The sequence below is a fragment of the Streptomyces sp. GbtcB7 genome, from assembly GCF_019091445.1.
GTDB classification, from domain to species: Bacteria; Actinomycetota; Actinomycetes; order Streptomycetales; family Streptomycetaceae; genus Streptomyces; species Streptomyces mirabilis.
Window position 1 is genome coordinate 159326 of record NZ_JAGXJM010000003.1, and the last position, 19789, is coordinate 179114.

The following is a 19789-nucleotide window of genomic DNA, read 5'->3' on the forward strand; positions in this document are numbered from 1 at the left end:
CTCACTTGGCCGTCTCGGCGACGAGCCGCTCGACCGCGTCGACGGCCTCGCCGATGGCGGCCGGGTTCTGGCCGCCGCCCTGGGCGACGTCCGGCTTGCCGCCACCGCCGCCGCCGAGGGTCTTGGCGGCCGTACGGACCAGGTCACCGGCCTTGAGGCCACGCTCGCGGGCGGCCTCGTTGGTGGCGATGACCGTGAGCGGCTTGCCACCGGCGGTGGTGAACAGGGCCACCACGGCGGCCCGTCCGCCCTGGATGCGGCCACGCACGTCGAGGACCAGCTTGCGCAGGTCGTCGGCGCTCGTGCCGTCCGGGACCTGGCCGGTGACCAGCGCCACACCGCGGACGTCCTTGGCGGACTCCACGAGACCGGCGGCGGCCTGCAGGACCTTCTCCGCGCGGAACTTCTCGATCTCCTTCTCGGCGTCCTTCAGCTTGCCGAGCATGGTGGAGACCTTCTCCGGGAGCTCCTCGGGACGACCCTTGATCAGCTCCTGGAGCTGGGCGACGACCGTGTGCTCGCGGGCGAGGAAGTTGTAGGCGTCGACGCCCACCAACGCCTCGATACGCCGTACGCCGGAGCCGATCGAGGACTCGCCGAGCAGCTTGACCAGGCCGAGCTGGGAGGTGTTGTGCACATGCGTGCCGCCGCACAGCTCCTTGGAGAAGTCGCCGATGGTCACGACGCGGACGCGCTCGCCGTACTTCTCGCCGAACTCGGCGATGGCGCCCTGCTTCTTGGCCTCGTCGAGGCTCAGGATCTCGGCGTGCACGTCCAGGTCGCGGGCGAGCACCTCGTTGATCTTCTGCTCGACGTCGGTCATGACGGTCGTCGGAACGGCCGAGGGGGAACCGAAGTCGAAGCGGAAGCGGCCGGGCTGGTTCTCGGAACCGGCCTGGGCGGCCGTCGGGCCGAGGGCGTCGCGCAGGGCCTGGTGGGTGAGGTGCGTGGCCGAGTGGGCGCGGGCGATCGCCGTCCGGCGACGGGAGTCGATGGTGGCCTGGGCCTGGGCACCGACGGTGACCTCGCCGACCTGGACGACGCCCTTGTGGACGTACACACCCGGGACGGGCTTCTGGCAGTCGCGGATCTCGATGACGGCCCCGGTGTCGACCTTGATGCGGCCGGTGTCACCGATCTGGCCGCCGCCCTCGGCGTAGAACGGGGTGCGGTCGAGGACGATCTCGACCTCGTCGCCCTCGGTGGCGGCGGGCGAGGAGACACCGTCGACCAGGATGCCGACGATGCGCGACTCGCCGTCGGTCCGGTCGTAGCCGATGAACTCGGTCTCACCGGCGGCGTCCGCGATCTGACGGTAGGCGCCGAGGTCGGCGTGGCCCGTCTTCTTGGCCCGGGCGTCGGCCTTGGCCTTGTCCCGCTGCTCCTTCATCAGACGCCGGAAGCCGTCCTCGTCCACCGAAAGGCCCTGCTCGGCGGCCATTTCGAGGGTGAGGTCGATCGGGAAGCCCCAGGTGTCGTGGAGCAGGAAGGCCTTGTCGCCGGCGAGCACCGTGCCGCCGGACTCCTTGGTGTCCGTGATGGCCGTGTCGAGGATGTTCGTGCCGGCCTTCAGCGTCTTGAGGAAGGCGGCTTCCTCGGCGAGGGCCACGGTCTCGATGCGCTGCCGGTCGGTGACAAGCTCCGGGTACTGCTGGCCCATCATCTCGATCACGACGTCGATGAGGTCCTTGACGACCGGACCGGTGGCGCCGAGCAGCCGCATGTTGCGGATGGCGCGGCGCATGATGCGGCGCAGGACGTAGCCGCGGCCCTCGTTGCCGGGGCTCACGCCGTCGCCGATGAGCATCACGGAGGTGCGCATGTGGTCGGTGACCACGCGCAGCGAGACGTCGGAGTCGTGGGCGGCGCCGTACTCGACGCCCGTCAGCTCGGTGGCCTTCTTGATGACGGCCATGGAGGTGTCGATCTCGTACATGTTCTGCACGCCCTGCAGAATCATGGCGAGACGTTCCATGCCGAGGCCGGTGTCGATGTTCTTGCTGGGCAGCTCGCCGAGGATCTCGAAGTCCTCCTTCGAGGTGCCCTCACCGCGCTCGTACTGCATGAAGACCAGGTTCCAGATCTCCACGTACCGCTCGTCGTTGACGGCCGGGCCGCCCTCGACTCCGAACTCGGGGCCGCGGTCGTAGTTGATCTCGGAACACGGGCCGCAGGGACCCGGAACGCCCATGGACCAGTAGTTGTCCTTCTTGCCCAGGCGCTGGATGCGCTCGGCCGGGACACCGATCTTGTCGCGCCAGATGGACTCGGCCTCGTCGTCGTCGAGGTAGACCGTGATCCACAGACGCTCGGGGTCGAGCCCGTAACCACCCTTGTCCTGGGGCGAGGTGAGCAGCTCCCAGGCGTAGGTGATCGCGCCTTCCTTGAAGTAGTCACCGAAGGAGAAGTTGCCGCACATCTGGAAGAACGTGCCGTGCCGGGTGGTCTTGCCGACCTCTTCGATGTCGGGCGTACGCACGCACTTCTGCACGCTGGTGGCGCGCGACCACGGCGGCTTGACCTCACCGAGGAAGTACGGCTTGAAGGGCACCATGCCCGCGGGGACCAGGAGCAGAGTCGGGTCGTCCGCGATGAGCGACGCCGAGGGAACGACAGTGTGACCGCGCTCCTCGTAGAAGCTCAACCAGCGGCGGCGAATCTCGGCCGACTCCATCAGTGGTCCTCATTCCGGTTGTACGAGTACGTCGACCTCTCGACGTACGTCGGGTTCTTGCTGTGTTTCGGACTGTTCTCGATCGCCGCGACACGCCGGGGCGCGGGCAGCTCGGGGTGGCGATCGAGCCCGAGTGCCTCGTCGAGTTCGGCCTCCCGCTCGGCCATGCCGTCGCGGACGTCGAGCGCGAAGTCCTTGAGCCGGTGCCCGGCCTCGATCGCCTTGTTCGCGGCCTGGGCCGCGAGGCTCTCGGGGGTCAGCTGCTTAAGCTTGCGGTTGACCTTGGTGGTGGCCCACACACCCGCGGCTGCGCCGGCGGTGAACCAGAACGTACGGCGGAACATCGCTGCGTCAGTCCTTCTTCCGCTTTCCCCGTCGCGCGGACGGGACGGTGCGGCCCACGATCACGGTACGACGGGAGGCCTTGGGGGGCACATTGTCCTTGCGGCCGCCGATGGCCCGGCGGACGCCGTAGCCGAACGCCGCGACCTTCACCAGCGGGCCGCCGAAGGTGGACGCGACGGTCGTGGAGAGCGCCGACGCGTTCGAGGTGACCTCCTGGACGTCCGACGCGATGGCGTCGACCCGGTCGATCTGGGTCTGCGCGGAACGCACCGCCGCGGAGGCATCGGCCAGCAGCGGGACAGCCTGGTCGGTCACGTCCGCCACGAGCTTGGTCGTCGCCCTGAGCGTCTGGGCCAGCCTCGCCAGTGCGACGGCGAGGAACGAGACCAGGATCGCCCAGAAGACGGCCACCAGGATCCCGGCCACCTCTCCACCGGACACTGTTCGCACCCGCTCCCTAGTACGTGCCTGCCAGTACATGCCCGGACACCGTGTCTGATACCTGCCTGGACATCGTGTCTGAACATCAAAAAGTCGTCCCCCGAGCCTATCGCGCCGGGGCCGCCGCTCCGTACCGCATTACCGGCTGCCGGGCCCGGAGTTGCGCGAAGCGATTGTACGGACCGCTTACGGGTCAGTACGCTCCGTGTCCCATGCGAGCTTCTGAGTGCTCCGACCGGTCCGCACCCGGCAATCTGCCCCTGGAACTCAACGCGTTCGTGGGGCGCACGGCCGAACTCGCACGGCTGGCGGAGGCGCTGGGGCAGGCCCGGCTGGTGACGGTGACGGGCATGGGCGGCGTGGGCAAGTCACGCCTCGCGGCCCGGGCCGCGGCACACACCCGGCCGCGCGACGGATCATGGCGGGTGGAACTGGCCTCCGTGCGCGATCCGGATCTCGTCGCGTACGCGCTCGTGGAGGCCCTCGCTCTGACGGACCAGACGTCGAGGCCGCCCCGCGCGCTGCTCCTCGACCATCTCGCCGAGCGTCAACTCCTGCTGGTCGTGGACGGGTTCGAGCATCTGGTGGACGCGTGCGCCGCGCTGGTGGGCGAGCTGCTGCGGCATGCGCCGGGGCTGCGGGTGCTCGCCGTGGGCCGCAGGCCGCTGGAGGTCGAGGGCGAGCTGCGCTTCCCACTGGCCCCGCTGCCCGAGCGGGAGGCCGCGGAGCTGTTCACCGACCGGGCGGCGGCCCGGGTGCCCGGGTTCGCGCTGGACGACGGCAACCGGGCGGACGTCCTGGAGCTGTGCCGATGCCTGGACGGGATCCCGCTCGCCGTCGAGCTGGCCGCCGGCCGACTGAGCGCCCTCTCCCCCGGGCAGCTGCTGTCCCGGCTCGACGACCGCTTCCGGCTGCTCACCGGCGGCGGGCGTGACGCCCTGCCACGCCACCAGACGCTGCGGACGGCGATCGGCTGGAGCCATGAGCTGTGCACGCCCGAGGAGCGGCTGCTGTGGTCGCGGCTCTCGGTGTTCGCCGGACCGTTCGACCTGGAGGCCGTCGAGTACGTGTGCAGCGGTGACGGACTGCACGCCGACGACGTCCTCGACGTGCTGGGCGAGCTGCTCGCGCAGTCGGTGCTGGCGCGCGAGGAGACGGCGGCCGGCCTGCGCTACCGGATGCTGGACACGGTGCGGGCGTACGGCGCGGACTGGCTCGTGGCGGCGGGCGACGCGAGCCGGCTGCGCCGCCGCCACCGCGACTGGTACATGGGCCTGGCCACCTGGTGCGAGCTGGACTGGTTCTCGCCACGGCAGGGCGAGGTGGCCGCGCGCGTCGAGACGGAGCTGCCGAATCTGCGCTGCGCCCTGGAGTACAGCCTGACCGAGCCGGGCGAGACGCATCTGGGCCAGTACCTCGCGGGCAGCCTGTGGTTCTACTGGGTCGGCTGCGGCCGGCTGGCGGAGGGGCGGCACTGGCTGGAGCGCGGGGTGGAGCTCGACAGCGACCGCGACCAGTCGCGGCTCAAGGCCCTGTGGGTGCTCGGCTACGTGGCGATCCTCCAGGGCGACATGGTGTCCGCTCTCACCGCGCTCCAGGAGTGCCGCGAGGAGGCCGAACGCACCGACAACCCCACCGCGATCGCCTACGCCGAGCACCGCACCGGCTGTCTGGCGCTGGTCGGCGACGACATGGCACGCGCGGAAACCCTGCTGCGCTCGGCGCTCGACCGCTACCACGCGATCGGCGAGCTCAACAGCAACGTGCTGATGGCCCAGGTGGAGCTGGCGATGGCGCTGGCGTTCCGGGGCGATCTGCCGGGCGCGGTGCGGCTGTGCGAGGACGTCCGCCGGGTCTGCGAGGACCACGGGGAGCGCTGGGCGCTCGCCTACGCGCTGTATGTGCTGGCGTACGAGGCCCAGACCGCGGGCGATCCGGGGCGCGCCCGAGATCTCCTGGAACAGAGCCTGGACATCGGGCACGCCTTCCACGACCTGCTCGGCACGGTCCTCGCGATCGAGCTGCTGGCGCTGGTCACGGAGGCGGAGGGCGATCCGGCCGAGGCCGCGCTGCTGCAGGGCGCGGCGGCCCGGCAGTGGCCCTCGGTGGGCCTGCCCCTGTTCGGCTCGGCGTACTACAACGTGCCGCACGAGCGGTGCGAGGCCGGGGCCCGGCGGCGGCTGGGCGACGAGCGGTACGAGGAGTGCGTACGGGCGGGGTCTCGGCTCGGGCGGGAGGCGGCGGTGGCGCGGGCACTGCGGCGGCCCGGTCCCCGGCCGCTGGGTGCGGTGCCCTCGCCGCGCGGGCTGCCCCCGGACACGCGGAAGCCCGCCGTCTCGCCCACCTCGAAGGGCGGGGAGACGACGGGCTGACGCGCAGGTGGTGCTACGTCCGCTGGAAGACGATCAGCGGGCGTAGTACTCGACGACGAGCTGCTCGTCGCAGATCACCGGGATCTCCTTGCGGTTCGGCTCACGGTCCAGGCGGAACGCCAGGGCCGGGAGGTTCACCTGGAGGTAGCGCGGGGTCTCGCCGTCGGGGGCGAAGCCACCGGCGCGGGAGACCTCGAACAGCGTCTTGCTGCGGCTGCGCTCGCGGACCATCACGACATCGTCGGGACGGACGCGGAAGGACGGCTTGTCGACCTTCTGGCCGTTGACCTCGATGTGGCCGTGCACGACCATCTGGCGGGCCTGGTAGATCGTGCGGGCGATGCCCGAACGCAGGACCAGCGCGTCGAGACGGCGCTCGAGCTCGATGATCAGGGCCTCACCGGTCTTGCCCTGGACCTTGGAGGCACGCTCGTAGGCGCGGACGAGCTGACGCTCGGACACGTCGTACTGCGCGCGCAGACGCTGCTTCTCGAGCAGACGGACCTTGTAGTCCGAGTTCTGCTTGCGGCCGCGGCCGTGCTCGCCCGGCGGGTAGGGGCGGGCCTCGAAGTACTTGACGGCCTTCGGGGTCAGCGCGATGCCGAGGGCACGCGACTTCTTGACCTTGGGGCGGGACTGATTCGCCACTTTTTCTCTTTCCGTGATTTCGGCTCACCAGAGTTAAGGGAGGTCGCAATCCGCAGCCCGGGAAACCCCGCGGGTCCTCGGGGGGACCTGCTGGGCAGCCGCTCCTGGGTCTGGGCACATACGTGCAGCACGCGAGTGGCCCACCGACCGTTCCCGGAGACCGGGTGGTGGTGGGCTGCCCGCGACACCTTCGACGGTGCGCGACGCTCCTGGAATCCCTCCGTGAAGGCAGGGGCTCCGGCTGGATGTCCCGTTCTGGTGGTGCCGACCGGAGCCGGACACGGGACGCAGCGCTTCGCGTCATGATACAGGGTGGTCAGGACCGCCCTCTACCGAGGTGCTTCCTGGTCCACTCCACCGCGTCCGCGTAGCGCGCCTCGGCGCCGTGCCGGGTCGGTGTGTAGTACTCCCGGTCCTTGAGCTCTTCCGGGGCGTACTGCTGGGCGGCGATGCCTTCGGGCAGGTCGTGCGGATACACATACCCCTGGGCGTGCCCGAGCTTGGCCGCGCCCTTGTAGTGCCCGTCTCGCAGGTGCATCGGCACCGGGCCCGCGTGCCCCTTGCGTACGTCCTCCATCGCGGCGCCGATGGCCATGGTCGCGGCGTTGGACTTCGGGGCCAGGGCGAGGGCGATGGTGGCGTGGCTGAGGGTCAGCGCGGCCTCGGGGAAGCCGATCATGGCGACGGCCTGGGCGGCGGCCACGGCTATCGGCAGCGCGTTCGGGTCGGCGAGGCCGATGTCCTCGCTGGCGGAGATCATCAGGCGGCGGGCGATGAAGCGGGGGTCCTCGCCTGCCTCGATCATCCGGGCCAGGTAGTGCAGCGCGGCGTCCACGTCGGAGCCGCGGATGGACTTGATGAGGGCGCTCGCCACGTCGTAGTGCTGGTCGCCGTCGCGGTCGTACGTCACGGCGGCGCGGTCGACGGTCTCCTCCAGGGTCTGGAGGTTGATCTCCGGCTCGCCCTTGTCGAGCGCCGCGCCGGCGGCGGCCTCCAGGGCGGTCAGGGCGCGGCGGGCGTCTCCCCCGGCGATGCGCAGCAGGTGCCGCTCGGTGTCCTCGGGGAGGGTGACGGCCTCCTTGAGGCCGCGCTCGTCGGTGAGTGCCCGGCGCAGCAGGCCGCGCAGGTCGTCGTCGGTGAGCGGTTCGAGGGTGAGGAGGAGGGAGCGGGACAGGAGCGGGGAGATCACCGAGAAGTACGGGTTCTCGGTCGTGGCGGCGATCAACGTCACCCAGCGGTTCTCGACGGCCGGGAGCAGGGAGTCCTGCTGGGCCTTGCTGAAGCGGTGGATCTCGTCCAGGAAGAGGACGGTCTCCTTGCCGAAGCCGCCGGTGGCGCGGCGGGCGCCGTCGATGACCGCGCGGACTTCCTTGACGCCCGCGGTGATCGCGGAAAGCTCCACGAAGCGCTTGTTGGTGGCCTTGGAGACGACGTACGCGAGGGTCGTCTTGCCGGTGCCGGGCGGGCCCCAGAGGATCACCGAGGACGGTCCGGCCGGACCGCCGTTGCCCTCGCCGACGAGTCTGCGCAGGGGTGAGCCCGGCTTCAGCAGATGCTGCTGGCCCACGACCTCGTCGAGGGTACGCGGGCGCATCCGTACGGCCAGGGGGCTGCTGGACGGGTCCTTCTCCTGGCGTTCTTCTGCTGCGGCGGTGAACAGGTCGGGCTCCACGTCCAAAACCCTATGTCACGCCACTGACAATCCCCGCAGGGCTGTCAGCCGGTCCAGAAGTCCCACCAGCGGGTCAGGATCAGCATCCCGATGATCCCGATGTGCACGACGGGCAGGACCCAGGTGAACTCGCCGAAGAAGCTCTTCAGCCAGCGCGGGGCGGGCAGGAAGTCGTTGCGGATGTTCGACGAGGTCACGTACCAGAACATGATGATCGTGGCGACCCAGGCCAGCGAGCACCACAGGCACAGCGAGTTGATCCGGTACAGCGACTGGAACTGCAGCCAGGTGCAGAATCCGACGCCGAAGAGGGTGCCGGCGTTGAAGGTCAGCCAGTACCAGCGCGGGTAGGTGGCCCTCGCGAGCAGGCTCATCCCGACGCAGATCACGATGCCGTACGCGACGAGACCGAGCATCGGGTTGGGGAACCCGAAGGCCGCGGCCTGCTTGCTCTTCATGATGTTGCCGCAGGAGACGACCGGGTTCAGGCTGCACCCCGGCACGAAGTTCGGGTTCTCCAGCAGCTTGAACTTGTCGATCGTGATGACCCACGCGGCGAGCAGACCGGCCGCACCGGTGATCACGAGCAGCACGGCGAGCGCACGGCTGCCGCCGACCGTCCGGGGACCGTCGGAGCGTTCCTGGTCGATGGAGACGTCCTTGACTGTCGTCTTGCTCATCACGCCGTTTCCGTAGTCTCGAAGGGCCTGCGGGCAACCGACATTGTGCCGCACCCACATGTGTGTCCACCGTTCGATGGACATAAGGAGGTACGCACGGTCGTCCCGGAGCGTTCGTTTCGGCGGCAGGCTCGTCGGCATGACAACACACGCGAACGAACTCGCGGTGGACGTACGGGGGCTGCGCAAGCAGTACGGGGACGTGACCGCCGTCGACGGCATCGATCTCGGCATCCGCCGCGGCGAGGTGTTCGGCCTGCTCGGACCCAATGGCGCGGGCAAGAGCACCACAGTGGAGATCCTCCAGGGCAACCGCGGGCGGGACGCGGGCGAGGTGTCCGTGCTCGGCGCGGACCCGGCGACGGGCACACGCGCGTGGCGCTCACGGGTCGGCATCGTCTGGCAGGACGAATCGGCGCCCGCGGAGTTGACGGTCGACGAGACCGTACGGCACTTCGCCCGCTACTACCCGCGGCCCCGCGACCCGGAGGAGGTCATCGGGCTCGTCGGTCTGGAGGCGAAGGCGGGCAGCCGCATCAAGGCGCTCTCGGGCGGCCAGCGCAGGCGTCTGGACGTGGCGCTCGGGGTGATCGGCGGCCCCGAGCTGCTGCTCCTGGACGAACCGACGACCGGCTTCGATCCGGCCGCCCGCCGCCAGTTCTGGGACCTGATCCGGAAACTGGCCGACGAGGGCACGACCATCCTGCTCACCACGCACTACCTGGAGGAGGCGGAGGCGCTGGCGCACCGGCTCGCGGTCGTCGCGCGGGGCCGCGTCGTCGCGGAAGGCGAACCCGCCGCGCTCCGCGAACGCTTCGGCACCGAGGCGACCGTCGAGTGGACGGAGGCCGACGGCACGACGCGCAGCGAGCGCACGGACACCCCCACGCGCACGGTCGCGGAGCTCACCCGCCGCTTCGACGGCGAGATACCCGGGCTGAGTGTGACCCGCCCGACCCTGGAGGACGTCTACCTCCGTCTGACCGGACAGGAGAACGCGCGATGACCCTGACGACCGTACGCGTACGCGGCGAGGCCTCCTCCGTGCGGCTGCCCGGAGCCTGGGGCCTCGGCCTGCGGCGGGGCGCCCTGGAGATCAAGCAGTTCTTCCGCCAGCGCGACCAGGTGGTGTTCACCTTCGCCTTCCCCGTCGTCTTCCTCTTCCTCTTCGCGTCGATCTTCAAGGACGACGTGCGGGGCGCGGGCATCACCGCCTCCCAGCTGTACGTCCCCGCGATGATGGCCGCGGGCATCATGTCCACCAGCTTCCAGTCCCTCGGCATCTCCATCGCCATCGAGCGGGACGAGAAGGTGCTGCGGCGGCTGCGCGGCACTCCGATGCCACCGTCCGCGTACTTCCTGGGCAAGATCTGGCTGGTCCTGGTCACCGGCCTCCTGGAGACGGCGATCCTGCTCGTCGTCGGCACGACGCTGTACGACGTGAAGCTGCCCTCGGATCCCGCCAAGTGGGCCGACTTCGCCTGGATCTTCGTCCTGGGCCTGACGGCCTGCGCCCTGCTCGGCATCGCGATCAGCTCGGTGCCGAAGACCGGCAAGAGCGCCACGTCCGTCGTCGTACTCCCCTTCCTCGTGCTGCAGTTCATCTCCGGGGTCTACATCGCCATCGACACGATCCCCGACTGGATGCTGAACATCGGCGCCCTGTTCCCGCTGAAGTGGATGTGCCAGGGGCTGCGCGGGGTGTTCCTGCCCGAGTCGGCGAAGGTCCTGGAGCAGGCGGGCGGCTGGGAGTTCGGGCGGATCGCTCTGGTGCTGGGGGCCTGGTGCGTCGGAGGATTGCTGCTGTGTCTGCTGACCTTCCGCTGGAAGAACCGCCGCGACGGATGACCGAACGGATCGCCGGACCCGACGGCGCGAAGAGCTCGTACACCTGGGACCGCTCCTTCCGGCTGTGGGACTCGTACTTCGCTGTCGTGTGCGTGGCCACCCTGGTGTTCGTGCTCGGCACGGGGCATCCGGGGTGGCCCCTGCGCCTCGTCTCGGCGGCGCTGCTGGTGGCGCTGGTTCCCTGGTACGTGATGGTGGGGCGGCCCGTCCTCGGCGGCGACCCGCCCGACGAACGCCGGGCCCTCGGCTATCTCGCGGGGGCGATCGTGCTGTTCCTGCCGTCGGGGATCCTCGTCGGTGAGACCCGGCTGATGGCCTTCGCGCTCGTCCCCCAGTGCTTCATGGCGCTGCGTCTGCGCTGGGCGCTGGCGGCCGTGACGGTCATCAACATCGTGCCGGTGGTGGGCTGGGCGCTGCTGTGGTGGCCGAGCGGCCAGGACGTCTTCTTCAACTCGCTCTTCGGCCTGGTCACCCTCGTCTTCTCGGCGGCCTTCGGCAACTGGACCATCCGCATCATCGAGCAGAGCCAGGAACGGGCCGAGCTGATCGCCGAACTGGACGCCAGTCGCCACGAGCTCTCCCGGCTCTCGTCGGCGCACGGCGCGCTGGCCGAGCGGGAGCGGCTCTCCCGGGAGATCCACGACACGCTCGCGCAGGGCTTCACCAGCCTGCTGATGCTGGTGCAGGCGGTCGAGGCCGAACTCGACCACGACGTCCCGCAGGCCCGCCGCCACCTGACCCTGATGGCGGAGACGGCCCGGCAGAACCTCGCCGAGGCGCGGGCCCTGGTCGCCGGGGGCGCGCCCGCCGATCTCGACGGGGCCTCGCTGCCCGACGCGCTGCGCCGGCTGGCCGCGCGCCACGAGGCGACGGTCGACGTCACCGGCCCCGTGCGCGCGCTGCCCGCCGGGCCCGAGGTCGTGGTCCTGCGTTCCTGCCAGGAGGCGCTCGCCAACGCCCGCAAACACGCGGGGAGTTCGTCGACGATCGCGGTCGCCCTGGCGTACGCCCACGACTCGCTGACGCTCTCCGTACGGGACGACGGCCCCGGCTTCGACCCCGCCGCACCGGTCGACGGTTACGGTCTGACCGGGTTGCGCGCCCGGGCCGCGGAAGTGGGCGGCAGGGCCCGTGTGCGCAGCGCGCCCGGCGAGGGCACGACCATCACCGTCTGCCTGCCCGTTCCAAGGAGTGACTCGTGATCCGCATCGTCCTGGCCGACGACCATCCCGTCGTACGGGAAGGGCTGCGCGCGATGCTCAGTGCCGAACCCGACCTCGATGTGATCGCCGACGCGTCGAACGGCCCGCAGGCGGAGGCGCTGGCGGCCGAACTCCGGCCGGACATCGTCCTGATGGACCTGCGGATGCCGGGGGGCGGGGGTGTCGACTCGATCGTGCGGATGACCGAGGCGGGGTTGGGCTGCCGGGTCATCGTGCTGACGACGTACGAGACGGACCGGGACATTCTGCGGGCGGTCGAGGCCGGAGCCGCGGGCTATCTCCTGAAGGACCTCCCTCGCGCCGAACTCGCCGACGCCGTCCGCTCCGCCGCGCGCGGCGAGACCGTGCTGGCCCCGTCCGTCGCCGCCCGGCTCGTCGACCAGCTCCGTACGAAGCCGGAGCGGCCGAGGTTGTCCGAGCGTGAGACGGCGGTGCTGCGGCTGGTGGCGGAGGGCTGCACGAACGCCGAGATCGGGCGCCGTCTGTTCATCGGCGAGTCCACCGTGAAGACCCACCTGCTGCGGGCCTTCACCAAACTGGGGGTGGACGACCGAACCGCGGCGGTGACGAGCGCGATGCGCTTCGGCCTGCTGGACTGACCTTCTGCCGCCCCTGGGGGCTGCGCCCCCAGCCCCCCGGGTGTGTTCCCTGTCTGCGGGCGGGTGGGGGCTGGTCGCGCAGTTCCCCGCGCCCCTTAAGAGCGCTGGCGCGCATCTTTCAGCCCGTCCGGACGGGTAGGGGCGGCGGGGGCGGGAAACCCGGTTCTCAGCCCAGTCGCGTCTCGAGCTCCGCCACGATCTCGTTCACCCCGACCGCCACCTGCTCGCCGGACTCCATGTCCTTGAGCTGCACCACACCCTCGGCGAGATCCCGCTCACCGGCGACGATCGCGTACCGCGCCCCCGACCGGTTCGCGTTCTTCATCGCCCCCTTGAGCCCCTTGGACCCGTAGGAGAAGTCGGCGGCGATGCCGAGCTTGCGCAGCTCGGTCATCTTGGCGAAGAGCACCCGACGGGCCTCCTCACCGAGCGGAACGGCGAACACGCTCGTGGCCGCGGGGAGTTCGAGCGAGACACCCTCCGCCTCCAGGGCGAGGACCGTGCGGTCGACACCGAGCGCCCAGCCCACCGAAGGCAGCGCGGGACCGCCGATCATCTCGGACAGCCCGTCGTAGCGCCCGCCGCCGCCCACCGCGGACTGGGAGCCCAGACCGTCGTGGACGAACTCGAAGGTGGTCCGCGTGTAGTAGTCCAGGCCGCGCACCAGCTTGGGGTCGTCCTCGAAGGCAACCCCCGCCTCCGTGATCAGCTCGCGCACCTCCTCGTGGTACGCCTTGCACGCGTCGCAGAGGTAGTCACGGAGCAACGGCACGCCCACCAGCTGCTTCTGCACGTCGTCGCGCTTGTCGTCGAGGACCCGGAGGGGGTTGATCTCGGCGCGGCGCAGCGTGTCCTCGTCCAGGTCGAGGCCGCGCAGGAAGTCCTGCAGGGCGGCCCGGTACACCGGACGGCACTCCTGGTCGCCCAGCGAGTTCAGCAGGATGCGGAAGTCCCGCAGCCCCAGCGACCGGTACGCCTGGTCCGCCAGGATGATCAGCTCGGCGTCGAGCGCCGGATCCTCCGCACCGATCGCCTCGGCGCCGACCTGCGAGAAGTGGCGGTAACGGCCCTTCTGGGGACGCTCGTAGCGGTAGTAGGAGCCCGAGTACCAGAGCTTGACGGGGAGGTTGCCGGCCTTGTGCAGGTTGGCCTCCAGCGCGGCGCGCAGTACGGAGGCCGTGCCCTCGGGGCGCAGGGCGAGCTGGTCGCCGCCCTTGGTCTCGAAGGCGTACATCTCCTTGGTCACGATGTCGGTGGACTCACCGACACCGCGCGCGAAGAGCTCGACGTTCTCGAAGCCGGGCGTCTCGATGTAGCCGTAGCCGGAGTTGCGCAGCGGCGCGGCGATCGCCTCGCGCACGGCGAGGTACTTGGCGCTCTCCGGCGGGATCAGGTCGTACGTGCCCTTGGGGGCCTTGAAGGTGCTCACGAAGGTCTCTCGTCACATTCCTCGTCGGGGAGCGGGTTCGGCGCCGCGCGCTTGGCGGTCCGCCGCCACCTGCCGCAGATACGGGTTGGTGGCGCGCTCCTGGCCGATGGTCGTCTGGGGGCCGTGGCCGGACAGCACCACGGTCGAGTCGTCGAGCGGCAGGCACACACGGGCCAGCGAGCCGAGCATCTCGTCCATGTCACCGCCGGGCAGGTCGGTGCGTCCGATGGAGCCGGCGAAGAGCAGATCGCCCGAGAAGAAGACCGACGGAATGTCTGATCCGTCGCGGGCTTCGGGCATCTGGAAGGTCACCGACCCCTTCGTATGGCCGGGCGCGTGCGCGACGGACAGCTCCAGACCGGCCAGCTCCAGCCGCGTGCCGTCGGTGAGCGTCCGCACGTCGTCCGGCTCCCCCACGGTCAGCTCGCCCATCAGCGGCATGCCGATGGACCGGCCGAGCGCCCGCTCCGGGTCGCTCATCATGTACCGGTCGTCGGGGTGGATCCAGGCCGGTACGTCGTGGGCACCGCAGACGGGCACGACCGAGGCCACGTGGTCGATGTGGCCGTGGGTGAGGACGACGGCGACGGGCTTGAGCCGATGCTTCTTGAGTGCGTCCTCGACTCCCTGGGCGGCCTGATGGCCCGGGTCGATGATCACGCACTCCTCACCGGCGGCGGGGGCGACCAGGTAACAGTTGGTGCCCCAGGCCCCGGCGGGGAACCCGGCAATGAGCACGATCGTCCTTCGTGGTGGCGTACGCGTGATGCCGTACGGGGTGGGTGGTTGTGGATCAGAGCCTACCGGCGCTGCCGATTCCTCAGCTAACCCATATACGGTACGGGGCACACGCAGGCGGTCGGCTCACAAGACGCACGCGTCCCACTTGACGTACGAGACGCATGAGGAGATAACCCGGTGGTCACCCAGGAACAGCGGCGGCGTCAGCTCGCCCGGGAGAAGTTCTTGCGGCAACAGCAGCGGCGTACGGCCGCGCGGCGCAAGTCACACATGCGCAATACGGTGGTCGCGTCGGTCCTCGGCGTGATCGTCGTCGGCAGCGTGGTGTCGTACGCGACCGGGGTCTTCAAGAACGACGACAAGAAGGCCAACGCGGGCGCGGAGGTCACGCCGAGCGCCTCCCCGACCAGCAAGGCGCCGGACCCGTGCGCCAAGCCCGCCGAAGGCGCGGTGAAGTCGCTGAGCTGGAAGACGGAGCCGGCGATGGCCATCGACAAGTCGGCGGACTACACGATGAAGCTGGCGACGACCTGCGGCGACATAGACGTCGCGCTGAAGACGGCCGCGGCCCCGCACACGGTGAACTCGTTCGACTTCCTCGCGGGCAAGGGGTTCTTCGACCACACCAAGTGCCACCGGCTCACCACGAACGGCATCTACGTGCTGCAGTGCGGTGACCCGAAGGGCACCGGCAGCGGCGGTCCCGGGTACACGATCCCGGACGAGAACCTGAAGGACACCAGCCTCAAGGGCGGCATCTACCCGGCGGGCACGATCGCGATGGCCAACACGGGCCAGAAGCACACCGGTGGCAGCCAGTTCTTCCTCGTGTACCAGGACAGTCAGCTACCGGCCAGCTACACACCGTTCGGAACTATTTCCAAGTCCGGCCTCACGGTTCTCAAGAAGATCGCCGCGGCCGGAGAGAGCACAGGCCAGGGCGACGGGGCGCCCAACGCGACGGTCGTGATCAACAAACTGACCGTGACGAAATCCTGACCGTCAACTGCGAAATTTCGGTCGCGCTGGATGCGGACAGCCGCCGGGCTGGTCGCCTATGTTGGCCGTGACGAAACTGTGGACGATGCCCAGGGGCGCTGAAGCCCCTCGCAGGCATCATGTGGAGGAGGCGCTGTGAGCAGCGACCCGTGGGGCCGCGTCGACGAGACGGGGACCGTGTACGTGCGTACGGCCGACGGCGAGCAGGTCGTCGGTTCCTGGCAGGCCGGCTCCCCTGATGAGGCGCTGGCCTACTTCGAGCGCAAGTACGAAGGCCTGGTTGTCGAGATCGGCCTCCTCGAGCGACGAGTGAAAACCACCGACCTGTCGGCGAAGGACGCCCAGATCGCCATCGACCATATTCGCGAACAGGTGGACGCCCACCACGCGGTCGGCGATCTGCAGGCGCTGAAGAAGCGGCTGGACAAGCTCGTCGAGACGGTCGACGCGCGCCGTGAGGAGCGCAAGGTCCAGCGTGCGAAGCAGTCCGACGAGGCGCGACACGCCAAGGAGGCGCTGGTCGTCGAGGCGGAGGAACTGGCGCAGAGCGACCAGTGGCGGGCGGCCGGTGAGCGACTGCGCTCCCTGGTGGACACCTGGAAGGGGCTGCCGCGACTCGACCGCAAGTCGGACGACGAGCTGTGGCACCGCTTCTCGCACGCGCGCTCGGCGTTCTCCAAGCGCCGTAAGGCGCACTTCGCCTCGCTGGACGCGCAGCGCGAGGACGCCCGCAAGATCAAGGAGAAGCTGGTCGCGGAGGCCGAGTCGCTGTCCGCCTCCACGGACTGGGGTCCGACGGCGGCGCGTTACCGCGAGCTGATGGCGGACTGGAAGGCCGCGGGCCGCGCGCAGCGTGAGCACGAGGACGACCTGTGGAACCGCTTCCGCGGCGCCCAGGACGTGTTCTTCGCGGCGCGCAGCTCGGTCTTCGCCGAGCGGGACGCCGAGCAGTCGGAGAACCTGAAGCTCAAGGAGGAGCTGGCCGAGGAGGCCGAGAAGCTCGTCCCGGTGCAGGACCTGAAGGCCGCCCGCGCCGCCTTCCGTTCCATCAACGAGCGCTGGGAGGCCATCGGCCACGTGCCCCGCGACGCCCGCCCGAAGGTCGAGGGCCGGATGCACGCGGTGGAACGGGCTCTGCAGGAGTCCGAGGAGGCCGAGTGGCGCCGGACCAACCCGGAGGCACGCGCGCGTGCCGAGGGTCTGACCGGTCAGCTGCAGGCCGCCGTGGACAAGCTCCAGGGCCAGATCGAGACGGCGCGCGCCGCGGGCAACACTTCGAGGGCCGACAAGCTCCAGAAGGAGCTCGATGGCCGTCAGGCGCTGCTGGACCAGGCGTTGAAGGGTCTCCAGGAGTTCGGCGGCTGAGGCGGCCGAGGCGGCTGGGCTTTCCCGCCACTACGTAGAGGGGCTCCCGTACGGTGCGTACGGGAGCCCCTCTACGTAGTGGCCCGTTGACGGGCCAGGGACGTCAGGACCCGTCGGAGGGCCTGCGCGCCGACGTCACCCGGTACACGTCGTACACGCCCTCCACGCCCCTGACCGCCTTCAGGACGTGCCCCAGGTGCTTGGGGTCCCCCATCTCGAAGGTGAAGCGAGAGGTGGCGACGCGGTCGCGGGAGGTCTGGACGGCCGCGGACAGGATGTTGACGTGCTGGTCCGACAGGACGCGGGTGACGTCCGACAGGAGCCGGGAGCGGTCCAGAGCCTCGACCTGGATGGCCACCAGGAAGACCGAGGACTGGGTGGGCGCCCACTCGACCTCGAGGATGCGCTCGGGCTCGCGGGAGAGCGAGTCGACGTTGACGCAGTCGCTGCGGTGCACCGATACGCCGCTGCCGCGGGTGACGAAGCCGATGATCGGGTCGCCGGGGACGGGCGTACAACAGCGGGCGAGCTTGACCCACACGTCCTCGACGCCCTTGACGACGACACCCGGGTCGGCGTTGGAGCGGCGCTTGCGGCCACGCCCGCGCGCGGGCGGAACGCTCTCGTCGATCTCCTCGGTGGCCGCCTCCTCGCCGCCGAGGGCCTGCACCAGCTTCTGCACGACGCTCTGCGCGGTGACATGGCCCTCGCCGATCGCCGCGTACAGCGAGGAGATGTCGGGGTAGCGCATCTCGTGCGCGAGGGTGACCAGGGAGTCGCCGGTGAGGATGCGCTGGATCGGCAGGTTCTGCTTGCGCATCGCCCGGGCGATGGCGTCCTTGCCCTGCTCGATGGCCTCGTCGCGGCGCTCCTTGGAGAACCAGGCGCGGATCTTGTTGCGGGCGCGCGGGGACTTCACGAAGCCCAGCCAGTCGCGGGAGGGGCCCGCACCGGCCGCCTTGGAGGTGAAGACCTCCACCAAGTCGCCGTTGTCCAGGGTGGATTCGAGCGGGACGAGGCGTCCGTTGACCCGTGCGCCTATCGTCCGGTGGCCGACCTCCGTGTGGACCGCGTACGCGAAGTCCACCGGTGTCGCGCCGGCCGGGAGCGCTATGACGTCACCCTTGGGCGTGAAGACGAAGACCTCGTTGCGGGACAGGTCGAAGCGCAGGGACTCCAGGAACTCGCTCGGGTCCTCGGTCTCCTTCTGCCAGTCGAGCAACTGGCGCAGCCACGCCATGTCGTTGACGGTGTCCTGCCCCGCGCTGCCCTTGGCCGCCCGGGGGACGTCCGTACGGATCTTGGAGGAACCGGCGACGGTCTCCTGCTTGTACTTCCAGTGCGCGGCGATGCCGTACTCGGCACGGCGGTGCATGTCGAACGTGCGGATCTGGAGTTCGACCGGCTTGCCGTTGGGCCCGATGACCGTCGTGTGCAGCGACTGGTACATGTTGAACTTGGGCATCGCGATGTAGTCCTTGAACCGGCCGGGGACCGGGTTCCATCGCGCGTGCACGGTGCCGAGGGCCGCGTAGCAGTCGCGGACGGTGTCCACGAGGACGCGGATGCCCACCAGGTCGTAGATCTCCGCGAAGTCACGACCTCGTACGATCATCTTCTGGTAGACGGAGTAGTAGTGCTTCGGGCGGCCGGTGACCGTGGCCTTGATGCGGGCGGCGCGAAGGTCGGCTTGCACCTCGTCGGTCACTATGGCGAGGTATTCGTCGCGCTTGGGGGCGCGCTCGGCGACCAGACGCACGATCTCGTCGTACATCTTGGGGTAGAGGATCGCGAACGCGAGGTCCTCCAGCTCCCACTTGATGGTGTTCATGCCCAGCCGGTGGGCGAGCGGCGCGTAGATCTCCAGGGTCTCGCGCGCCTTCTTCTCCTGCTTCTCGCGCTTGAGGTAGCGCATGGTGCGCATGTTGTGCAGACGGTCGGCGAGCTTGATGACCAGGACGCGGGGGTCCTTGGCCATGGCGACGACCATCTTGCGGACGGTCTCGGCCTGCGCGGCCTCGCCGAACTTGACCTTGTCGAGCTTGGTGACGCCGTCGACGAGCAGGGCGACCTGGTCGCCGAAGTCGCGCTTGAGCGTGTCCAGGCCGTACTCGGTGTCCTCGACGGTGTCGTGCAGGAGACCGGCCATCAGCGTGGCGGGGTCCATGCCCAGCTCGGCGAGGATCGTCGTGACGGCGAGCGGGTGCGTGATGTACGGGTCGCCGCTCTTGCGCTTCTGACCGCGGTGCCAGCGCTCGGCGACCTGGTAGGCCTTCTCGATCTGCCGCAGCGTCGACGTCTCGATCTTCGGGTCGTTGCTGCGCACTATCCGCAGCAACGGCTCCAGGACCGGGTTGTACGGGTTCGAGCGCTGCACGCCGAGCCGGGCCAGGCGGGCGCGGACACGGTTGGAGGAGGAGCTGGGGCGGCCGGACGGAGCTGCCGCGGAACGGACCGCCGGAGTCTTCGCGGGGCGCTCGGAAGGGGCCGGCTTGGGGCGTGACTGCTCGGCCGCCTTGCCGTCGGGCGCGGACTGGGCGTGCTCGACCGGCCCGCTCGTGGCGTTCTTGGCGGGCGTCGCCGCGGGGGCCGAGGCAGGCTCGGGCTTGGCGGCGGTGAGTGGCTGGGCCTCGTCTGGCAAGAGGGCTCCTCGTGCGCGTTCCGGGTCCCCCGGTCAGGCTCCGGAAACCCCATGGTAGCGATCCTGGGGGCCGGACTCGCTTTCGGCCGCTGGGACGGCGTCGTACAGGAGG

At 70.0% G+C, this 19789-nt stretch carries 16 protein-coding genes; 7 read left to right on the forward strand and 9 right to left on the reverse strand.

Annotation, left to right across the window (positions count from 1 at the left end; all coding sequences use genetic code 11):
• Nucleotide 1: 1 nt before the first annotated feature.
• Genes alaS through KVT44_RS06030 form a run of 3 tightly spaced genes read right to left on the reverse strand, consistent with a single transcriptional unit; the run spans nucleotide 2 to nucleotide 3469 of the window.
• Complete coding sequence (alaS, locus tag KVT44_RS06020; RefSeq protein ID WP_190169785.1) at nucleotides 2-2674, reverse strand: alanine--tRNA ligase; 2673 nt, start codon at nucleotides 2672-2674, stop codon at nucleotides 2-4.
• Entirely contained in the window at nucleotides 2674-3018 is a 345-nt protein-coding gene (locus tag KVT44_RS06025; RefSeq protein ID WP_095855786.1) for a DUF6167 family protein, read from the reverse strand. Before KVT44_RS06025 ends, alaS begins: the two co-directional genes overlap by 1 nt.
• 7 nt (nucleotides 3019-3025) lie before the next feature.
• The gene (locus KVT44_RS06030; RefSeq protein ID WP_075027554.1) at nucleotides 3026-3469 is read right to left on the reverse strand and encodes a DUF948 domain-containing protein; all 444 of its coding nucleotides are present in this window, start codon (nucleotides 3467-3469) and stop codon (nucleotides 3026-3028) included.
• 203 nt (nucleotides 3470-3672) lie between these two features.
• Between KVT44_RS06030 and KVT44_RS06035 the strand changes: the two genes are divergently transcribed.
• Nucleotides 3673-5832 (forward strand): AAA family ATPase, encoded by a 2160-nt coding sequence (locus KVT44_RS06035; RefSeq protein ID WP_217566334.1) that lies wholly within the window; start codon nucleotides 3673-3675, stop codon nucleotides 5830-5832.
• Nucleotides 5833-5865: 33 nt separating this feature from the next.
• On the opposite strand, the gene rpsD is transcribed toward KVT44_RS06035, so the two are convergent.
• The 3 genes from rpsD to KVT44_RS06050 form a co-directional block, all read right to left on the reverse strand.
• Nucleotides 5866-6480: a 30S ribosomal protein S4 gene (rpsD, locus tag KVT44_RS06040; RefSeq protein WP_054233962.1), complete on the reverse strand. Its 615-nt coding sequence runs from the start codon at nucleotides 6478-6480 to the stop codon at nucleotides 5866-5868.
• A gap of 316 nt (nucleotides 6481-6796) precedes the next feature.
• Nucleotides 6797-8152: a replication-associated recombination protein A gene (locus KVT44_RS06045; protein ID WP_217566335.1), complete on the reverse strand. Its 1356-nt coding sequence runs from the start codon at nucleotides 8150-8152 to the stop codon at nucleotides 6797-6799.
• Between the two features lie 44 nt (nucleotides 8153-8196).
• On the reverse strand, nucleotides 8197-8832 hold the full coding sequence (locus tag KVT44_RS06050) for a vitamin K epoxide reductase family protein (RefSeq protein ID WP_099923771.1): 636 nt from the start codon (nucleotides 8830-8832) through the stop codon (nucleotides 8197-8199).
• Nucleotides 8833-8971: 139 nt separating this feature from the next.
• On the opposite strand from KVT44_RS06050, the gene KVT44_RS06055 reads away from it, so the two are divergent.
• From KVT44_RS06055 to KVT44_RS06070, 4 genes are read left to right on the forward strand one after another with little or no spacing between them, the layout of a single operon-like run.
• Complete coding sequence (locus tag KVT44_RS06055; protein WP_121416717.1) at nucleotides 8972-9838, forward strand: ABC transporter ATP-binding protein; 867 nt, start codon at nucleotides 8972-8974, stop codon at nucleotides 9836-9838.
• Nucleotides 9835-10680 carry an ABC transporter permease gene (locus KVT44_RS06060; RefSeq protein WP_217566336.1) on the forward strand — a complete coding sequence of 282 codons (846 nt, stop codon included), beginning with the start codon at nucleotides 9835-9837 and terminating at the stop codon, nucleotides 10678-10680. Before KVT44_RS06055 ends, KVT44_RS06060 begins: the two co-directional genes overlap by 4 nt.
• On the forward strand, nucleotides 10677-11882 hold the full coding sequence (locus KVT44_RS06065) for a sensor histidine kinase (RefSeq protein ID WP_217566337.1): 1206 nt from the start codon (nucleotides 10677-10679) through the stop codon (nucleotides 11880-11882). Before KVT44_RS06060 ends, KVT44_RS06065 begins: the two co-directional genes overlap by 4 nt.
• Complete coding sequence (locus KVT44_RS06070) at nucleotides 11879-12502, forward strand: response regulator transcription factor (protein WP_054233957.1); 624 nt, start codon at nucleotides 11879-11881, stop codon at nucleotides 12500-12502. The genes KVT44_RS06065 and KVT44_RS06070 overlap by 4 nt, the downstream gene beginning before the upstream one ends.
• A 166-nt stretch (nucleotides 12503-12668) precedes the next feature.
• Here the strand turns inward: KVT44_RS06070 and hisS are convergent, their stop codons facing one another.
• Nucleotides 12669-13931: a histidine--tRNA ligase gene (hisS, locus tag KVT44_RS06075; RefSeq protein ID WP_099923767.1), complete on the reverse strand. Its 1263-nt coding sequence runs from the start codon at nucleotides 13929-13931 to the stop codon at nucleotides 12669-12671.
• A 12-nt stretch (nucleotides 13932-13943) separates the two neighbouring features.
• The gene (locus tag KVT44_RS06080) at nucleotides 13944-14669 is read right to left on the reverse strand and encodes an MBL fold metallo-hydrolase (protein WP_060902378.1); all 726 of its coding nucleotides are present in this window, start codon (nucleotides 14667-14669) and stop codon (nucleotides 13944-13946) included.
• Between the two features lie 180 nt (nucleotides 14670-14849).
• Here KVT44_RS06080 and KVT44_RS06085 point away from each other — a divergent pair, with 180 nt between their 5' ends.
• Together KVT44_RS06085 and KVT44_RS06090 are read left to right on the forward strand one after the other, a co-directional pair.
• Nucleotides 14850-15671, forward strand: coding sequence for a peptidylprolyl isomerase (locus KVT44_RS06085; RefSeq protein ID WP_075027561.1), 822 nt, complete (start codon nucleotides 14850-14852; stop codon nucleotides 15669-15671).
• A 135-nt stretch (nucleotides 15672-15806) separates the two neighbouring features.
• On the forward strand, nucleotides 15807-17036 hold the full coding sequence (locus KVT44_RS06090) for a DUF349 domain-containing protein (RefSeq protein WP_217566338.1): 1230 nt from the start codon (nucleotides 15807-15809) through the stop codon (nucleotides 17034-17036).
• 103 nt (nucleotides 17037-17139) lie between these two features.
• On the opposite strand, the gene KVT44_RS06095 is transcribed toward KVT44_RS06090, so the two are convergent.
• On the reverse strand, nucleotides 17140-19677 hold the full coding sequence (locus tag KVT44_RS06095; RefSeq protein WP_190169778.1) for a bifunctional (p)ppGpp synthetase/guanosine-3',5'-bis(diphosphate) 3'-pyrophosphohydrolase: 2538 nt from the start codon (nucleotides 19675-19677) through the stop codon (nucleotides 17140-17142).
• Nucleotides 19678-19789 lie beyond the last annotated feature (112 nt).

Coding starts and splice junctions, on each gene's coding strand:
- alaS (WP_190169785.1), bottom strand. CDS start 2,674: ATGGAGTCGGCCGAGATTCGCCGCCGCTGGTTGAGCTTCTACGAGGAG.
- KVT44_RS06025 (WP_095855786.1), bottom strand. CDS start 3,018: ATGTTCCGCCGTACGTTCTGGTTCACCGCCGGCGCAGCCGCGGGTGTG.
- KVT44_RS06035 (WP_217566334.1), top strand. CDS start 3,673: ATGCGAGCTTCTGAGTGCTCCGACCGGTCCGCACCCGGCAATCTGCCC.
- KVT44_RS06050 (WP_099923771.1), bottom strand. CDS start 8,832: ATGAGCAAGACGACAGTCAAGGACGTCTCCATCGACCAGGAACGCTCC.
- KVT44_RS06055 (WP_121416717.1), top strand. CDS start 8,972: ATGACAACACACGCGAACGAACTCGCGGTGGACGTACGGGGGCTGCGC.
- KVT44_RS06060 (WP_217566336.1), top strand. CDS start 9,835: ATGACCCTGACGACCGTACGCGTACGCGGCGAGGCCTCCTCCGTGCGG.
- KVT44_RS06065 (WP_217566337.1), top strand. CDS start 10,677: ATGACCGAACGGATCGCCGGACCCGACGGCGCGAAGAGCTCGTACACC.